Source organism: Niallia sp. FSL R7-0271 (assembly GCF_038005785.1).
In the GTDB taxonomy this organism is placed as follows: Bacteria; Bacillota; Bacilli; order Bacillales; family Cytobacillaceae; genus Niallia.
The window spans coordinates 1,194,588-1,209,660 of record NZ_JBBOTZ010000001.1; the positions used below are offsets into that span (position 1 = coordinate 1,194,588).

Below are 15,073 nucleotides of genomic sequence, written 5' to 3' on the forward strand. Positions count from 1 at the left end.
AGCTTTCCAAAATGAAAGCTCCTTTTCGTATACTTAATAGCCTTTCTTGTAATCTACAACATTGATTTCTAATTTCTTTTCAGCAAGGAATCTTTTTAAGTTCGGGATGAATATATCTTCGACTACTCGTTTATCATAATGCTCTGTGGAACCGGAAGTGTGTGGAGTAATGATGACATTATCCATTTCCCATAAAGGGCTCGACTCTTCTAATGGTTCTTTCTCAAATACATCCAGGCCGGCTCCTAAAATTTCTCCTGCAGAAAGAGCGGCTGCCAAGTCAGCCTCTTTAATGATTTCTCCTCTTCCAATATTGATAAGGAAGGCACTGTTTTTCATAAGTTGAAACTGCTCTTTTGTAAACAGATGGTAAGTATCCTCTGTTAGGGGAAGCGTGATAACAACGTAGTCACATTCAGGCAGAACTTCATTAAGCATATCTGTTGTGTACATCTCATCAACATAGTTCTCTGGTTTACCTGAATGGCGGATACCCATAACTTTCATACCAAAAGCTTTTGCTAATTTAGCTGTTTCTTTTCCGATTGCTCCGACTCCGATTACACCAACTGTTTTGCCATGCATTTCTAGCTTAATATCTGCTCCGTCCCACTTTTTCTTTACTTGGTTTTTAATATAAGTATGTATATTGCGGGTTAATGACAGCATCAGTGCGAAAACAGTCTCGGAAATAGGAAAGCTATGAACGCCATTCGCGCTTGTTATCGTGATGTCTTTTCCTTCTAAATCTTTTAACGGAAGGGAGTTAACACCAGCACTCCATGTTTGAACCCATTTCAGCTCATCAAGAGCATTCATGCTACTGTCTTCAAAGAATTTTCTCCAGCCAAGTATGATCGTTGTATCTTGCACATGTAGCTTCCATTGCTCCGGCTCGTTTGTCATAATAATATCCCAATCAGGTATTGCTTCTTGAATTTGTTTCACTAAGTTATCCTCTATTTGGCGAGTGATAAGCAGTTTTTGTTTTTTCATCCTATTGCACTCCTTTATTGGATAATAAGTATATTGTAACAATATACAAAAAATTTAACATCTGTTAGATGTAAAAAACCAGCAGACACCTTCATGTACTGCTGGTTTTTCCAATTAAATAATTCTTTTGCGCAAAAAACTGGAAATGGCGTCGATAATGGTAACCATTACGATAATTCCTAACAAGATGATTCCAACTCTGTCCCAATCCCTTGAATTTAACGCGAAAATCAAAGGTGTACCGATACCGCCTGCCCCAATGACACCAAGGATGGCAGCAGCACGAATGTTAATTTCAAATCGATATAAAGTATAGGATAAAAATCCAGGCAATACTTGTGGAAGCACAGCGAACCACAATACTTGCATGCGGTTTGCACCTGTCGCTGTTAATGCTTCAGTCGGACCCATATCTAGACTTTCGATTTCTTCTGAGAACAGTTTTCCGAGCATTCCGATGGAGTGCAATCCTAATGCAAGAACACCAGCAAAAGAGCCAGGGCCTACTGCCTTGATGAACAGAATAGCCATAACAATTTCAGGGAAGGTACGGATAAAGCTCAGCACGAATTTTCCTGAGGATGTAATTGCTTTGCCTTTGCTCATATTGTTTGCTGCCCAGAAGGCGAAGGGAACACAAAGAATTCCAGAAATAAAGGTACCAAGAATGGCAATAGCTAATGTATCCAGAAGGCCGCGCAATAAATCCTCGCCTTCAGGCAAATATACATAATCCCAATCAGGATGAAAGATTCCGGAAAAAATTGCTTTTGAGATTTGTCCTGCTGTTTCTTTAATATCATTTACAGGCATGCCGGCAAAAGCCCAAATATACACTAATGCGAGCAAGATAAAAATGACTGTCCTAAAAAGGTATTTTTTCTTTGGCTTATTAACTTTAGTGGATAGTTGGCTCATAATAATTTCTCCCGTAATTTCGTGCTAATATAATCAATCACTAACACAACAACTAACGTCATGATAATGATGGAAGCAGTCTTATCGTATTCAAGGAATCCAAGCGTTTTATCGTAATATTCCCCGATTCCACCAGCGCCGACTAGTCCAAGGATGGCAGCAGCCCGGACATTTACTTCAAATGTATATAAAACATAGGAAGTGAAATGAGCAGTTACTTGAGGAATAACACCAAAAAACACCCATTGCACCTTATTTGCTCCTACTGCTGTCATCGCTTCAAGCGGACCTGGGTCAATAGACTCGATAGCTTCATACAGCAGCTTTGCAACTAAACCAATAGAAAATATAGACAGTGCGATAATACCTGGAAGGGCACCAAGACCGAAAATAGCAACAAATATACTGGCAAGAAGCAGATCAGGTATTGTCCGGATTAAGTTAAGGATAAACCGGAATGGATAGACTATCCATGAGTTACGGATAATATTGCTCGCACACAGCAATGCAAGCGGGACAGCAATGATTGCTCCAAAAGTGGTGCCGATAACAGCCATACGGATTGTTTCAAGCATCGGCTCTAATATGTTCTCGAAATAATGCCAGTTTGGCGGCCACATTTGTACAAGCAAATCAAACATGTTAGGAAAACCGATTGTTAAGTCAGCAATCGAAGATTCTGTTTTAAAGGAGCTCCACCACAGTAAAGCCACTACTAAAATGATCGTGAAAATCATCTTTGTTTTGGCAGGCGGTTTTGGGGCATTTCTTAGCCCTGCTTTTGGTTCATTAATGTTCGGTTCGTTTATGCTCATACTGGTTCACCTAACAGCTCGTCTTTTTTGATTGGTCTGCCGTAAATTTCTGCAAACACTTCATCTGTGGCAGCTTCAACAGGTCCATCAAAGACTACTTCACCTGCCCTTAAACCGATAATTCTAGTCGCATACTCGCGGGCAAGATCAATGAAGTGAAGGTTAACTACTGTTGTAATGCCATCTTCTTCATTAATTCGCTTTAAGTCGTCCATTACTTGTTTTGTTGTTAATGGGTCAAGGGATGCGACCGGTTCATCCGCTAATATTACTTGCGCCTCTTGTGCGAGGGCGCGTGCAATCGAGACACGCTGCTGCTGTCCGCCTGAAAGCTCGTCCGCACGAGAATAAGCTTTTTCTAAAATATTAACCCTATTTAAGGCGTTTAAAGAAAGTTCGACATCATCTTTTGGAAAAGCCCCGAGAATCGTTCGGAATGTGTTATGATAGCCAACACGTCCGGATAGTACATTTTTTAATACGGTAGAGCGTTTTACAAGATTGAAGCTTTGGAAGATCATGCCGATATCACGGCGGATTTTTCGGAGGCCGGAGCCTTTTGCTGCAGTGATGGATTTGCCGTCTATCAAAATTTCGCCTTCTGAAATTTCATGCAAACGATTGATAGAACGGAGGAAGGTTGATTTTCCGGCACCAGAAAGCCCGACAATTACAACGAATTCACCTTTTTCAATCGTAATGTTAATGTTATTCAAACCCTTTGTACCATTCGGATAAATTTTCGTAACATTTTTAAACTGTATCAATTGCCTACCAACTTTCTCTTAATTTTAGAAAAAGAACCTAAACAACAAGCTTCTTTTTTCTACTAAACAACGGAATTTACTAACTCCGATGCTTAGTAGAGAAAATAAGTCCAACCACCTAGTATTTTTACTAGATGGTTGGTTGAATAGATTTATAGTGATTAAAAGAACTTGAATTGCGTGTATGTAAAAGAATTTTCTTTAAACATTTAGAAATCCATGCACTTTTGTCCTAATATATATACTATTCAGTCTTTACTTTTTCTGCATATTCACGTACAACATCGAAATTGCTGTCATCAGAAACAACATATCCTTCATGTGTGTAAATTTCTCTTATGATTTCATGGCCTTCATCACTTTTACCGATGGCAATAAATGCATCTTGTAATTTCTTTTTCCATTCGTCTGTCATGTCAGAGCGTACAGATACTGTATCGTTAGGAATTTCCTCTGTAAAAGAAATAACCTTTGTATCCTCAAACACAGTTGGGAAATCTGCTTTTACAATGTTACGAGCATCTTGGAAAACAGCTGCAGCATCCACATCACCATTAAGTAGAGAGATGATTGCTTGGTCATGACCTTTTACTGTAATACCTTGTACATCTTTAAGTGGGTCAAGATCATTATCCATTAATGTAGCCGCAGGCCATACATACCCAGCAGATGATGTAACATCTTGGAATGCGATTTTTTTGTCTTTTAGATCAGCAACGGAATCGATGCCAGAATCGTTTTTCACTACGAAAATAGATTTATAGAAATCTACCAATTCGTCTTTTTCTGAACCATCATCATTAATACCTTTACGTTGTGCTTGAAGAATTACATCAGCAGCATCTTTTTCTTTAGCTAATACATAAGCTGTTGGAGGCAAGAAGCCAACGTCAACTTGTTTAGAAGCCATTGCTTCAATAATTGTGTTGTAGTTAGTAGAAACACTTACTTTCACTGGAATGCCTAGTTCATCAGATAGCAAATCTTCAAGCGGTTTTGCTTTTGCTTCAAGTGTATCAGCACTCTGAGAAGGAACAAACTGAACGGTTAATTCCTTTGGTTCATATCCCTCTGACGCGTTTGAGCCAGTTTCATTTGATGATCCACAGCCAGCAAGAACACCTGCTGCTAACGACAAAGATAGACCGAATGTTGCAATTTTTTTGAACATTATTTTACCTCCGAAAGATGTTATGTGTTATTACATGTAAAAATATAGCATATAAAATTGTAAAATAGTGAAAATTTTGTATAAAAAAATTATTATTTTTTTGTAAATAATAACTATTGAAATATTCTGATAATTATTGTAAAACTAGTTATGTCGGCGTTTTTGAAAGAACAATGAATGGACAAATGTTTATTATTTTCCAGAAAATATTATTGTGAAATATCGCACTAAATAGATAGAATGCTATTTTCTGAAAAAAAAGAAAGAAAAAATGATACTCTTCTACTATAATAAAGCATGCAAGCGAGTGTACGATTAAAGATATAGGAGTGGAGAAATTTGACAGATACAAATGTAACAATACTATTTACTAGCGATGTGCACGGGAATATTTATCCTCTTCTTTATGGCAATAACCAGCCGGCAAATGTTGGTCTCGGAAAAGTAGCAGCTATTCTTGCAGAAGAAAGGGCCAAAAATGAGCATACAATTGTTATAGACAATGGGGATTTAATTCAAGGAACACCATTAACTTATCATTATGTGCATGCATTGGCTGATAAAAAAAACCCAATGATCCAAATATTAAATAAGCTCCAATATGATGGCGCAGTTATAGGAAATCATGAATTTAACTATGGACTCGATATTCTCCGCAAAGCAGCCTCAGAGTCAGAGTTCCCTTGGTTATGTGCAAACATAATCGATGAAACGGCAAATCAACCTTTTCTTGGCAAGCCATACATAATCAAGAACGCTGGCAATATCAAAATTGCAATACTTGGCATTACTACACATTACATACCAAATTGGGAAAATCCATCAAATATAAGCGGACTTCGCTTTCATGATGCATTAGAAGAAGCAAAGTATTGGGTCGAGAAAATAAAAGCAGAAGAGCAGCCTAATTGCATCGTTGTTTCCTATCATGGCGGGTTTGAAAAAGATATAGACACAGGAGAGCCGACAGAAGCTCTTACTGGGGAAAACCAGGGCTTTAGCATGTGTGAACAAATCCAACATTTAGATGTACTGATAACAGGTCATCAGCACAGAACACTGACAGGCAACATCAATGGTATTGAAGTTATTCAGGCAAGCAACAATGGCCAGCTAGTCGGTAAAATCACGTTAACGTTCACTGAAAATGGAAAGCTTGCAGCAAAGAAATCTGAGCTGCTTTCGACAGAAGGAGTCGAGGCAGATCCTGACATTTTGGCGCTTGCTACTAGCTATGAACAAAGCACACAACAATGGCTGGATACACCGATAGGCTTTATCGACGGAGATATGACTGTCTGTGATCCAATGGAAACCCGCTTGTCGGACAGCCCTTTAATTGAATTTATTAATAAAGTTCAAATGGAAGCAGCCGGTGTAAAAATCGCTAATACAGCACTGTTCAACAATGATTCACCTGGCTTCAAGCCGAATGTGACAATGAGAGACATTGTTTCTAATTACATTTATCCAAATACGCTGAAGGTTCTGGCCATCTCTGGCGAGGATATAAAGGATGCATTAGAGCAAAGCGCGAAATACTTTGAAGTCGACGAAAACGGTAATCCAGCCGTAAATAAGACATATCTATATCCAAAACCGCAGCATTATAATTATGATATGTGGGAAGGAATTGAATATATATTAGATATTTCTAAGCCAGTCGGACAAAGAGTCACGAAGCTGCAATATGCAGGCAAGGATATAAAGAAAGACGAACAGTTTGAAGTAGTTATGAATAATTATCGGGCCGGCGGGGGCGGTAACTACTTCATGTATCAGAATAAGCCTGTTTTAAGAGAAGTGCAGTTTGACATGTCTGAGCTTATCGCTGATTATATTACGGAAAGAAAAACGGTCAAGGCAACATGCGACCTTAACTGGAAAGTTGTCTGGTAAGAGGAATACATCTTCATAACTAGGAAAGAAGCATTGGCAGCAATGCTTCTTTTTCATACAGTAATATTTCATTGACATTCCTTTTTTACTGCTATAGTCTTAATATTAAAAAATTAATTTGTACTATTGGAAAGGGATGAGAAGCTTTGGCAAACAGGCCTGTAATCGGGATAACAGGTGCGTATGTCCTTCATAATAAATTTATGGAGGGGACATATGTTCATCATGATTATCAAAAAACAATCCATGCAAATGGCGGACTTCCGGTCATTTTGCCTTTTGTCAGCGCAGAGCTGGCAGAAGAGATGGTCGATCATTGCGATGCGATTCTGTTAAGCGGCGGAGAGGATGTAGATCCTCAGTTTTATCATCAAGACCCACATCAAAAATTGGCAAGCACGATTCCCTTGAGAGATGAAGTTGAACTCGCGCTTATAAAAGCAGCGATGGAGAAACAAAAGCCGATACTGGCTATTTGCCGCGGTGTTCAGATACTTAATGTTGCTTTAGGTGGTACATTGCTTCAGGATATTCCAAGCCAAGTTAGTGACAGCATTCAGCATACCCAAACAGCAGAGCGCAGCAGAGATACTCATTGGACAAGCATTGATGCGAGCAGCAAACTTTATGAAATAATGGGAGTAGAGTCGGAAAGAGTCAACAGTCTCCATCATCAGGCAATAGACAGGCTCGCAGAAGAATTGATCGTGACAGCAAAAAGCTCTGACGGCATTATTGAAGCAGTTGAACATAAGGATTATGGTAATTTTTTATTAGGAATACAATGGCATCCAGAGTCGATGGCTTCCACCAATGAAAGAATGAATCGGATTTTCACTGAGTTTATCGCTGCGGCAAAATAAACATTAGTTTAAGCGGATAGAGGGCAGCAAACAGCAGCCCTCTTCTGGTTTATTCCTTTAGAGAGCATGATAATTGTTTATTTCCCCTTTTTTATAGAGAACATATGAGAAAAGTGCTAGTATGTTAAGTAGATGAAATATTGTTTTATTGGTAAAGCAAACTTGAAAGATCGTAAACCCAAGCGATTGAAAAGAGTATACTGGGGTGAAATAGATGCTAGAAAATCGCACAGGAAATCTTTTAAAGCAGCTAATGGCTGCAGAGGACCTAATAACAAGTGAACAATTATCGAGAGTGCTTCATGTTACATCAAGAACCATACGCAATGATATGAAGGAACTGGAATCATTGCTAGCGGCAAATGGCGCGAAAATTAAATCTGTGAGAGGACAAGGCTATAAATTAGTAATTGAAAGTGACCAGCTTTTTCGGAAATTTCTGCAAGAAAGTTTTCATGAGGGAAAAGACGATATTATTCCGACGCTGAAAGGCGGAAGAGTTCACTACATTATTAACAGGCTTTTGCTGACAGATAAAAACTTAAAGCTGGAAGACTTGGCAGAAGAGCTGTTCATAAGCAAATCGACGATCCAAAATGACTTGAAAGAGGTGAAAGAGCTTCTTTTAGTTTATGATTTAAAAGTCGAGAAGACAGGAAACAGTGGACTAAGAATAAAAGGGGATGAAGTTAATCTTCGCTTTTGCATGTCAGAATATCTATTTAATAGAAAGCTTGATCAGACAGAGCTGACATATGATCCAGCAGCCCTCTTAGTAAATGAAGAGTTAGCAGCTATTCGCAATATCATTCTCGAAGAAATCAGGGATGCTGGCATCACCTTATCCGACATTAGCTTGAATAATCTCGTTGTTCATATTGCAATTGCTTGTAAGCGTATACGGGAAGGGAATTATATTTCCGCCATTCCGAAAGAAAAAAATGAAATACTAAAGGAAAAAGAGTATGCAGTTTCTGAAAAAATTGTTCGAACAATTGAAGAAGAGCTTAACGTAGCATTTCCTGAAACAGAAATTGCTTATATCGCCATCCACCTTCTAGGCACAAAATTGCTGACTCATCATGAGCTAACAGATGGGGAAGTGCTTGAATTTATTGATGAAAGTATCATGGATTTGACCAAAAAAATACTCGCTGAAACGGACGAAAAGATGGACCTCGGCATTAAAGAAGACAGAGAGCTGTTTACAGGATTGTCTTTGCATTTGAAGCCAGCGATTAACAGATTTCGTTATAAAATGAATTTGAGAAATCCGTTGTTAGACGATATTAAATCTAATTATCCTATTCCTTTTGAAGCAGGAGTTGTGGCTGCAGGAGTTATTAATAAGGAATTAGGCTATGACATTCACGAAAATGAAATTGCCTTTTTGGCTCTGCACTTTGGAGCAGCAATGGAAAGAAAAAAAGTCAGCAGTAAAAAGAAACGGTGCATGATTGTCTGTGCATCAGGAGTGGGAAGTGCCAATCTGCTTTATTATAAGCTGAAGTCTCAATACAGCTCAGAACTTGAAATGATCGGAACAACAGAGCTTTATAAGGTGAAAGAAATCAATTTTGCAGAAATTGACCTTATAATCAGCACGATTCCCATTAAGGAAGAAGTGCCTGTTCCTGTTATTGAAGTTAATACGATTCTTGGAGACAGAGATTTTGAGAAAATCAATGGAGCATTATATTCTAAGAAGGCAAAAAACAAAGCTGATTCTTCTATTAGAAGCGAGTTAGTCTTCTTACAGCAGCCTTTTGATAAAAAGGAAGAGGTATTTGCCTTTTTAGAGGCAGAGCTTTTGAAGTTAGGCTTAATTGACGAAAGCTTTATGGATAATGTGAGAAAGCGCGAAAAAGTGTCACCGACATGTTTTGGGAATTTAGTCGCCATCCCGCATCCAAATACGCCGCAGACTGAGGAGACTTTTTGGGCCTTTTGCACATTGCAAAAGCCAATTGACTGGGGCGGAAAGAATGTTCAGTTTGTTTGTCTGTTAAGTGTGCAAAAGAACAGTACAGGAGATTTTCAGGAAATGTATGATGTGCTGGGAGATGTTCTTGACAGTCCTGCCATTATTCAGCATATGCTGAAATGCAAAAGCTTTCCAGAATTTAAGGCTGTTTTTCCTTCATAAGAGAGTTAAGGGTGAGGATATCATGAGAATATTATTATGCTGTGCTGTCGGCATGTCTACAAGCTTGCTTGTGCGCAAAATGAAGAAATATGCAGAGATCAATAATATAGATTGCACTATCTGGGCGATTCCTGCTGAAGCGATCAACCATCATTTAGATAAAGCAGATGTTATTTTGCTTGGACCGCAAGTTCGGTTTCTGCTCCGTGATGTTACAAAAATGGCAAGCAAAAAAGAAATTCCTGTTTCCATCATTAATACGGTGGACTATGGAAAGTTTAATGCAAAGGAAGTTCTTGACCTTGCTGTGAAACTGGTTTCAGAAAAGAAAAACAGCGGGCTGGCCTTTTTGGATGGCCAGCAATAAGCTTTTCAAACACGCAAAAAAACATGAATAGTTTTCTGACTTTATCAAAAGATAGAAGAAGAACGGAAAAGAAAAGAAAAAAAGTTAGTATTAACATTGAAAATCAGCTAAAATAGAAAGGTAACACATATTTTTATTTGGAGGTATTTTACTATGAGCGAAAAAACTTTTACTATTATTGATGAAACTGGAATACATGCAAGACCAGCTACATTATTAGTAAGCACTGCAAGCAAATTCAAATCAGACATGCAAATTGCATATAAAGGCAAATCTGTAAACTTGAAATCCATCATGGGCGTTATGTCACTTGGTGTACCAAAAGGCGGAGAAATTACTATTTCTGCTACTGGTGAAGACGAAGCAGAAGCTGTAGATGGTTTGGAAGCAGTTCTTAAAAAAGAAGGCCTAGTAGGCTAATCCAAACAAAATACATACTAAAGGCCCCCTATACATTAGGGGGCTTTTAGTTTTCATAAGAATTATTGTCCAAATATTCCGATTATCATGTAAAATGGGAATGGGAGGGAAAACTAATGGTTGTAAAGGCAGAAGGTATTGGACTTAAAAGGAATGGGAAATGGATTTTAAAGGATATTAATTGGGAAATTAACCGCGGAGAGCATTGGGTGCTATATGGCTTAAATGGAGCAGGAAAAAGTGCGCTGCTTAATATGATTTGCGCTTATTATCATCCAACAGTCGGAAAGATGACTGTGCTTGACAAAGAATTCGGTGCATCAGAGCTTGGTGCTAATTTAAGAAAAAGAATCGGCCTTGTATCGAGCAGGCTGCAGCAAAATCTTTATGTATCAGACAGTGCCTATGAAATCATTTTGAGCGGTGCTTATGCAAGCATCGGTTTATATGAAACACCTACAGATGAAGTCAGGGCTAAAGCAATCCGCCTTCTTAGAGAGCTAGGCTGTTATGAATATGCCGACAGGGCATACTCCAGCTTATCGCAAGGAGAGAAGCAGCGTGTTTTAATTGCCCGTGCACTTATGCTCGACCCAGAGCTGGTAATTCTTGATGAGCCGGCGACCGGCCTTGACTTTTTAGCAAGAGAGCAATTGCTTGAAACAATTCAAACCTTGGCGCAAATGGAAGCGGCCCCGACGATTATTTATGTGACACATCATCTGGAAGAAATTTTGCCAGTATTTTCTTCCACATTGCTTTTGAAGGAGGGGACTGTTTTTGCTAAAGGAAAAACGGAAGAAATTATGACAAGTTCTAGCTTAAGCGAGTATTTCTCCTTTCCTGTCGATGTTATCTGGAGTAATGGACGGCCGCTTTTGGCTAAACATGTAACACAATGACTTAAGAGATGGAATAAGGCTGGCCAAATTTCTGGCCAGCCTAAATCATGTGCATGGTTAATCCCAATCCTCGTAAACAACAACACCGCCAGTTAAATCAATGGTGTTTCGTTCCCCTTTATATAATAGCTTTCCGTTTTCCTCGACAATCAGATTCTCATAAGTAAATACTTTTTTGCCAGTTGGAAGGGTAATGATTACTTTGTCTCCTAGGTTTTGGTCATTGGGCTTATCTGCAAAAAATAGCTCTGTGAAAATAAAGCCGCCGATAAAAAGAAGAAGTAAGACACCACAGCTAATAAGGTATAATTTTTTTTTCCCCTTTTTATGATCCTGGTTTGCATGTTTTTCTAATCGATTCATCTTTTCCTCCATACTTGCATTGTTCAATAAATATTTAAAAATTCCCTTATTAGTAAAATATGAGATTTTCAAAAAAAGATGATTAATAATCGTAATTTAGAAAGATAGTAAATAATAAAAATGTGAATGATTAAAAAAATTAATAAATAGTGAAACTTCTCCGCGCTTTCTTCGTAAATAAGTTATCAAAACATTTAGAAAGGATAGGTGGTGAATGGTTTAGTTTGGGAGAGTGTTTTTTATAAATAAAACTTTAGAAAGTGAATGATGCTAAATGGAGCTATTCGGAGTTAGTATAATATCCATTTATCTCGCTGTATTAGTGATTTCAGCGGTGCTCATTTTGTTCTCCATCTTTTTTTCCGATATTATTCATGCAGATATCGGCATCCTTAATCCTACATTATTGCTTTCCTTTTTGACGATTTTGTCAGCATGCGGATATTTATTAGAACGCTATAGTGGTATGAACAGTCTGTTAATTCTTGGACTGTCGGCGATAGCGGCCTTAATTGCGGCAAGTTGCTTCCACTTTTTTGTATTAATTCCATTATCTTCTGCAGAGGAGTCGCTCGTGTACAATGAAGAGTCTTTAAAGGGAAGAATCGGAAAAGTAATAACTGCAGTTCCAAAGGATGGTTTCGGGGAAATAATGATTGAAAGCACAAGCGGACATATTTCAAAGACAGCGGCCAGTTTTTACAATGAAGTTATCGAAAATGGAACAGAAACAATTGTGGTGGAGGTGAGAGACCGGATTTGCTATGTCGTCCCGTATGACGGCTGAAATGATTTACTTACAACATAAGGGAAAGAAGGAGGAACAATGATGGGAATTGCTCTAGAAATTTGGATTATTATCGGAATTGTACTTATTTTGTTTATTGCGTTAGTAGGTATTTTTATCGCTAAATATAAAACAGCAGGGCCTGATGAAGCACTTATCGTTACAGGCAGCTATCTAGGTTCGAAAAATGTTCATGTTGATGAATCAGGAAATAAAATTAAGATTATTCGCGGCGGCGGTACATTTATTTTGCCTGTGTTTCAGCAGTCAGAGCCGCTAAGCTTGCTGTCAAGTAAGCTAGATGTATCCACACCAGAAGTTTATACAGAACAAGGTGTTCCTGTTATGGCTGATGGTACGGCTATTATAAAAATTGGCGGATCAATTGGCGAAATTGCAACTGCAGCCGAGCAGTTCCTTGGAAAATCAAAAGGAGATCGGGAAAATGAAGCAAGAGAAGTGCTGGAAGGTCATCTTCGCTCGATTTTAGGGAGTATGACAGTCGAAGAAATCTATAAAAACAGAGATAAATTCTCTCAAGAAGTGCAGCGGGTTGCGTCACAAGATTTGGCAAAGATGGGCTTAATGATTGTTTCCTTTACAATAAAGGATGTAAGAGATAAGAACGGCTATTTAGATTCTCTTGGTAAGCCTAGAATTGCCCAAGTGAAAAGAGATGCAGACATCGCTACAGCTGAGGCAGACAAAGAAACAAGAATTAAAAGAGCAGAAGCAGATAAGGATGCGAAAAAGGCAGAATTGGAGCGGGCTACTGAAATAGCAGAAGCGGAAAAGGAAAATCAGATGAAAATGGCTGATTTCAGAAGAGACCAGGATATAGCGAAAGCTCGTGCTGACCAGGCATATGATTTGGAAACTGCACGTTCTAAACAAGATGTAACAGAGCAAGAAATGCAAATTCGCATCATTGAAAGACAAAAGCAGATTGAACTGGAAGAAAAAGAGATACTAAGAAGAGAAAAGCAATATGATTCGGAAGTGAAAAAGAAAGCCGATGCAGACCGTTACGCAGTGGAGCAGTCAGCAGAAGCAAATAAACGCAGACAGATGGCAGAAGCCGATGCCAATCAATACAGAATTGAGTCACAAGCGAAGGCAGAAGCCGAAAAAGTTCGTGTCGATGGATTGGCTAAAGCGGAAGCTGAGAAAGCAAAAGGGGAAACAGAAGCAGAAATCATCCGCTTGAAAGGTTTAGCAGAGGCAGAGGCGAAGCGGAAGATTGCGGAAGCATATGATATGTATGGCCAGGCAGCTATGTTAGATATGGTGTTGGAGATGCTTCCTGAGTATGCGAAACAAGTGGCAAGCCCGCTTGGCAACATCGATAAAATTACAGTTGTCGATACAGGCGGAAACGGCAGCTCTGGTGCAAACAAAGTATCAGCATATGCGACTGATTTAATGGCAACAATGCAAGAATCTTTAAAAGCATCTGCTGGGATTGATGTGAAGGAGCTTCTGGATAATCTTTCAGGTAAGAGAGTCGACGCGCTCCCTTCAGAAGTAAAGGAATAAGATGAAAAGGGTATCCTGATTCGAGGATACCCTTTCGTCTGTAAACAAACTTTAAAGAGGAACTGTATTCATTCTATAAATAATCGAAATGGATGGGGACTACAGAAAAAACTGCTCGCTTTGAATGCATCATATCATTTAAATGTCCTGCAAATCTTTAAAGCAATATTTATTCTTAATTCCTTTTTTTCTTAGCAAACTAAAAGGGCATCCTATTTTTTAGGATACCCTTTTGATGGATTATTCTGCTTTCAAGTCTTCAATAGAATCAATATCCATATAACTTGGAACTACAAAACCAAGCTTTGTGCCTTCTAGGTTTGCACCTAGATCTTCAAACTTGCCTTTATACTTAGTAGCATAATCTTCATGTGTTATTGGCAGCCAGCCTGCAACATGTGCATCAAGGCTTCCATCTGCCACTCCAGTCCACATTGGACCTGCTTCAACTTGGCTTAATGTAACGTCATAACCTAGGTCAGTCAAAACTTTGCCGATAACATTTGTACTGGCAATTTCACTGTCCCAAGCAACATAGCCAAGCTTAATTTTATCGCCATTTACTTTTGAAACGCCCTTCGTCCATTCACTTACAACATCGGCATTATCTTTCACCCATGCAGCAGCTGCATCTTCAGGTTGTGTTCCATCATAAATTTCCATCATAACTTCGCCCATTGCATCTGTATCCCAATGGAAGTTATCAAGCACTTGATATGCTTCTGGCATATCTTCTTTTAAACCGTTGCGAACAATTGTATGAATGTTTTCATCTTCGCCGAATGAACCTTTAGGATCATCTAAATATTTCAGATCATATGCATTAAACATCCAATGCGGAGTCCATCCTGTAATAATGATTGGCTCTTTTTTATCATAAGCTTTTTTTAATGTGGCAGTCATTGCCGCACTTGAACCTTCGACAATTTCCCAGTCAGACAAATCATAATCTTCCTTGGCTTTGTTTGCTGCCTTCATAATTCCTGCACCAGGGTCAATTCCGATAATTTCATGATCTACCTGCTCTGCGATGGGAGCATTCTCGTCTGCTTTAGAACCGCAGGCAGCAAGAGCGAAGACTAATGCTGCTGTAAATACTAATGTTATTAATTTTTTCATGTGT

The 15,073-nt window shown here is 38.7% G+C and carries 15 protein-coding genes; 8 read left to right on the top strand and 7 right to left on the bottom strand.

Features of this window, described 5'->3' with window-relative positions; translation table 11 throughout:
• Positions 1-33: 33 nt before the first annotated feature.
• From MKX82_RS06030 to MKX82_RS06050, 5 genes are all read right to left on the bottom strand, one after another.
• Positions 34-996, bottom strand: coding sequence for a D-2-hydroxyacid dehydrogenase (locus tag MKX82_RS06030; protein ID WP_341075733.1), 963 nt, complete (start codon positions 994-996; stop codon positions 34-36).
• Positions 997-1,110: 114 nt separating this feature from the next.
• Positions 1,111-1,914 (bottom strand): phosphonate ABC transporter, permease protein PhnE, encoded by an 804-nt coding sequence (gene phnE / locus MKX82_RS06035; RefSeq protein ID WP_237941123.1) that lies wholly within the window; start codon positions 1,912-1,914, stop codon positions 1,111-1,113.
• A complete protein-coding gene (gene phnE, locus MKX82_RS06040) occupies positions 1,911-2,729 on the bottom strand; it encodes a phosphonate ABC transporter, permease protein PhnE (protein WP_237941124.1) in 819 nt (272 codons plus the stop codon). Before phnE (MKX82_RS06040) ends, phnE (MKX82_RS06035) begins: the two co-directional genes overlap by 4 nt.
• Complete coding sequence (phnC, locus tag MKX82_RS06045) at positions 2,726-3,496, bottom strand: phosphonate ABC transporter ATP-binding protein (RefSeq protein ID WP_233314687.1); 771 nt, start codon at positions 3,494-3,496, stop codon at positions 2,726-2,728. Before phnC ends, phnE (MKX82_RS06040) begins: the two co-directional genes overlap by 4 nt.
• A gap of 244 nt (positions 3,497-3,740) precedes the next feature.
• On the bottom strand, positions 3,741-4,667 hold the full coding sequence (locus MKX82_RS06050) for a phosphate/phosphite/phosphonate ABC transporter substrate-binding protein (RefSeq protein ID WP_233314686.1): 927 nt from the start codon (positions 4,665-4,667) through the stop codon (positions 3,741-3,743).
• A gap of 339 nt (positions 4,668-5,006) precedes the next feature.
• Here MKX82_RS06050 and MKX82_RS06055 point away from each other — a divergent pair, with 339 nt between their 5' ends.
• The 6 genes from MKX82_RS06055 (at position 5,007) to MKX82_RS06080 (ending at position 11,264) form a co-directional block, all read left to right on the top strand.
• Positions 5,007-6,566 (top strand): bifunctional metallophosphatase/5'-nucleotidase, encoded by a 1,560-nt coding sequence (locus tag MKX82_RS06055; RefSeq protein WP_341075743.1) that lies wholly within the window; start codon positions 5,007-5,009, stop codon positions 6,564-6,566.
• Positions 6,567-6,712: 146 nt separating this feature from the next.
• Positions 6,713-7,429, top strand: coding sequence for a gamma-glutamyl-gamma-aminobutyrate hydrolase family protein (locus tag MKX82_RS06060; protein ID WP_233314684.1), 717 nt, complete (start codon positions 6,713-6,715; stop codon positions 7,427-7,429).
• A gap of 214 nt (positions 7,430-7,643) precedes the next feature.
• Positions 7,644-9,575, top strand: coding sequence for a BglG family transcription antiterminator (locus tag MKX82_RS06065; RefSeq protein WP_341075748.1), 1,932 nt, complete (start codon positions 7,644-7,646; stop codon positions 9,573-9,575).
• 22 nt (positions 9,576-9,597) lie between these two features.
• Positions 9,598-9,942, top strand: a complete 345-nt coding sequence (locus MKX82_RS06070; protein WP_341075750.1) for a PTS sugar transporter subunit IIB — start codon at positions 9,598-9,600, stop codon at positions 9,940-9,942.
• 153 nt (positions 9,943-10,095) lie between these two features.
• Positions 10,096-10,362 (top strand): phosphocarrier protein HPr, encoded by a 267-nt coding sequence (locus MKX82_RS06075; protein ID WP_233314681.1) that lies wholly within the window; start codon positions 10,096-10,098, stop codon positions 10,360-10,362.
• 116 nt (positions 10,363-10,478) lie between these two features.
• Positions 10,479-11,264, top strand: coding sequence for an ABC transporter ATP-binding protein (locus MKX82_RS06080; protein ID WP_341075753.1), 786 nt, complete (start codon positions 10,479-10,481; stop codon positions 11,262-11,264).
• Between the two features lie 57 nt (positions 11,265-11,321).
• On the opposite strand, the gene MKX82_RS06085 is transcribed toward MKX82_RS06080, so the two are convergent.
• Positions 11,322-11,627, bottom strand: coding sequence for a hypothetical protein (locus tag MKX82_RS06085; protein ID WP_233314679.1), 306 nt, complete (start codon positions 11,625-11,627; stop codon positions 11,322-11,324).
• Positions 11,628-11,901: 274 nt separating this feature from the next.
• On the opposite strand from MKX82_RS06085, the gene MKX82_RS06090 reads away from it, so the two are divergent.
• Together MKX82_RS06090 and MKX82_RS06095 are read left to right on the top strand one after the other, a co-directional pair.
• The gene (locus tag MKX82_RS06090) at positions 11,902-12,414 is read left to right on the top strand and encodes a hypothetical protein (protein ID WP_341075757.1); all 513 of its coding nucleotides are present in this window, start codon (positions 11,902-11,904) and stop codon (positions 12,412-12,414) included.
• Between the two features lie 48 nt (positions 12,415-12,462).
• Positions 12,463-13,950 (top strand): flotillin family protein, encoded by a 1,488-nt coding sequence (locus MKX82_RS06095; RefSeq protein ID WP_233314796.1) that lies wholly within the window; start codon positions 12,463-12,465, stop codon positions 13,948-13,950.
• A gap of 240 nt (positions 13,951-14,190) precedes the next feature.
• On the opposite strand, the gene MKX82_RS06100 is transcribed toward MKX82_RS06095, so the two are convergent.
• Positions 14,191-15,069, bottom strand: coding sequence for a glycine betaine ABC transporter substrate-binding protein (locus MKX82_RS06100; protein WP_233314677.1), 879 nt, complete (start codon positions 15,067-15,069; stop codon positions 14,191-14,193).
• Positions 15,070-15,073 lie beyond the last annotated feature (4 nt).

What these genes read in the sequence shown, in the direction of transcription:
- MKX82_RS06030 (WP_341075733.1), bottom strand. Translation starts at nt 996, where the DNA reads ATGAAAAAACAAAAACTGCTTATCACTCGCCAAATAGAGGATAACTTA.
- phnE (WP_237941123.1), bottom strand. Translation starts at nt 1,914, where the DNA reads ATGAGCCAACTATCCACTAAAGTTAATAAGCCAAAGAAAAAATACCTT.
- phnE (WP_237941124.1), bottom strand. Translation starts at nt 2,729, where the DNA reads ATGAGCATAAACGAACCGAACATTAATGAACCAAAAGCAGGGCTAAGA.
- MKX82_RS06050 (WP_233314686.1), bottom strand. Translation starts at nt 4,667, where the DNA reads ATGTTCAAAAAAATTGCAACATTCGGTCTATCTTTGTCGTTAGCAGCA.
- MKX82_RS06065 (WP_341075748.1), top strand. Translation starts at nt 7,644, where the DNA reads ATGCTAGAAAATCGCACAGGAAATCTTTTAAAGCAGCTAATGGCTGCA.
- MKX82_RS06070 (WP_341075750.1), top strand. Translation starts at nt 9,598, where the DNA reads ATGAGAATATTATTATGCTGTGCTGTCGGCATGTCTACAAGCTTGCTT.
- MKX82_RS06075 (WP_233314681.1), top strand. Translation starts at nt 10,096, where the DNA reads ATGAGCGAAAAAACTTTTACTATTATTGATGAAACTGGAATACATGCA.
- MKX82_RS06080 (WP_341075753.1), top strand. Translation starts at nt 10,479, where the DNA reads ATGGTTGTAAAGGCAGAAGGTATTGGACTTAAAAGGAATGGGAAATGG.
- MKX82_RS06085 (WP_233314679.1), bottom strand. Translation starts at nt 11,627, where the DNA reads ATGAATCGATTAGAAAAACATGCAAACCAGGATCATAAAAAGGGGAAA.
- MKX82_RS06090 (WP_341075757.1), top strand. Translation starts at nt 11,902, where the DNA reads ATGGAGCTATTCGGAGTTAGTATAATATCCATTTATCTCGCTGTATTA.
- MKX82_RS06100 (WP_233314677.1), bottom strand. Translation starts at nt 15,069, where the DNA reads ATGAAAAAATTAATAACATTAGTATTTACAGCAGCATTAGTCTTCGCT.